The 2,265-nt window shown below is 37.7% G+C and carries 2 protein-coding genes; both read right to left on the bottom strand.

All coding sequences use genetic code 11. The features are described from left to right. Window positions 1–74 precede the first annotated feature (74 nt). Entirely contained in the window at window positions 75–1,139 is a 1,065-nt protein-coding gene (locus tag AC3LHT_RS10455) for an ABC transporter permease (protein WP_488662846.1), read from the bottom strand. Beyond that, the coding region (locus tag AC3LHT_RS10450) for an ABC transporter permease (RefSeq protein WP_488662845.1) at window positions 1,132–2,265 on the bottom strand (1,134 nt) is incomplete at its 5' end. The genes AC3LHT_RS10455 and AC3LHT_RS10450, both read right to left, overlap by 8 nt.

Genomic DNA, 2,265 nt, shown 5'->3' with positions numbered 1-2,265 from the left:
AATAGATCCATGATATTCCCTCCGTTTGCTTTGGTATGCTAACTATCTTGATTTTACCAGAAAGAAGAATGAACTCAATGAGCTTTTAGAAATAATTTTGAAACTGTTACGAGAAGCAATATACCCAAGACAGCAAAAACAACATTCACAAAGAAAAATTCATTTTTGCTCAGTTCAATTATTCCCATTGCCCCACGTACGAGTCTGACCGTATAGGTAACAGGCAAAAACATTGAAAGCTTTTTCATGAATTCTGGAAGGAAAGCTATGGGGAAATAGACTCCTGAGGCAAAAGTCATCACTATAAAAAGCACACTTCCGGCACTTTGGGCACTTTGGGGTTCCTTGAAGATCAGAACAAGAAGCAGTCCCAGAGCCATCATTCCCATAGTGGAACAAATTACGACAATAAGGAGGGGAACAAATTCAGGTACTATCTTCGAAGCAAACAGCAGCTTATTCACTAACATTATGATAAAGACTGAAAATACACTTACGATAAATCTTGTTAGTGTACTCCCAATGATAAATGCTATTGGACTCATGGGAGTAGCCCGAAGACGGTTCAAGATTCCTCTTTTTCTGTACCTACCAAAAATTGAAATGACGGCAAACATACCCGATGAAAGGATGGATATACCTATTACACCCGACATTATGTAATCAGATTCTGTGGTGATAAAAGATCCCGAAGATACAGGGATTTTTTTTAGATCTATTATTTTCTTAACACCATTTAACTTACCTTCAATGGCTGAAACTATGGCACTTATTGCAGTGTTTATCTCACCTTCAAGCGCTGGGTTTCCCTCTTTTATGGTAAATTTGATTTTTTCGTCGTGAAAATACACTGCCAGTTCAATTTCGTTGTTTTCCAGGGCTTTTAGCGTTCCATCAACAGAGTTATAAGTTTTTAGTTCAAAACCTTTCAAGTTTTTCATTGTACTGGCAATTGAATCATCTTGAGAGAAAAACCCCACTCTGAGGGCAGAGGCGCTTTCCTGGCCACCAAATAGAAATCCAAACATCACAAGAAATAAAATTGGAAAGCCAAGGCTAAAGAAAAACTCCAATTTATTCCTGAACGATTCTTTGAAAAACGCTGCGAAAATTACAAGGGTCTGCTTTATTTTATTCATATGCCATCACCTTTTTGAAATTAAAGCTGAAAATGATAGTTGCACCAGTGGCCCAGAGTATAGGTACAAGAAGCAACATATAATTTGACATGTCACTAAATTTGTATCCGAGAACACGTCGCATGAGCTCCACCAGATAAGTTGTTGGAATTGTGTGAATAATCACCTTCATAGCTGGAGGGGCATTTGTTATCGGGAAGTACAGACCGCCTAAAAACATCATAGTTTGAAAGAGAATCTGACTTATTGCAACAACAGCAGAAGCTTTTTTTACGAGCGAAGCTATCATAAGACCAAAGGGTAGCATTGTAACCAAAGAAAAGAAAAAAGCCCCGATGAATTTCAACGAAAGTATTTTATTGTCAACTGGATAAAAACTCAACGCAACGATGTAAAGCAAAACTACCCCAAGAATATTCATGCTTACTGCTTTCAGAATGTTTGCTATCAGGTACTGCAACGGTGAAATAGGGGTGCTATATAGCTTTCTGTTTAGCCCTGAATCCCTTGAGAAAGTCAAAGTGTAAGGGCTATCCATAAGAGTTACTATCAAAACAGTCATGAGGAGAACACCCGGGAACAAAAAAGTAACATAACTGAATTCTTCGGCCTTCTCTGTTGTAAGGGAATTCTTAACGATTTCCACTGATGAGTAATCCGGATTTTTCCTTTTGGCAATTTCTAAATCTACCTGGTTAAAGACACTACTCATAATATCTGCGGCAATTTCAGAGCTTTGATTTCCTGGTATGTAGAACATCTCCAATTCCGATTTGATAACTGAAGTTTTCAACAATGTAGCTGCTGCAAGTTTTGAACTAGTCCCTTTTGGTATTCTCATTACCAACTCTATTGATCCCTTTTTCAGAGCATCTTTTGCTTCCTCAATCGTGGGGAATTCTCTGATTACAAAAGGTCCTTCTTCGCCAGATGTTGATTTAAGTACTTCATCGATTATCACACCAAGCCCTGTGAGTTTTTCATCCCTGACAACACCTATCTTAAAATTTATCCCGGCTTCTGAATCAAGGTTTCCAAAAATAGAGCTGAGAATGAAAAAGAGAATGATAGGAAAAAGAAGAGACCAAAAAAAAGATTCAAATTCTCGCAAATCACTTCTTAAGAA

It is taken from the genome of Kosmotoga sp., from assembly GCF_982836095.1.
This window is presented reverse-complemented; position numbering and strand designations above follow the sequence as displayed.

Coding starts and splice junctions, on each gene's coding strand:
- AC3LHT_RS10455 (WP_488662846.1), bottom strand. CDS start 1,139: ATGAATAAAATAAAGCAGACCCTTGTAATTTTCGCAGCGTTTTTCAAA.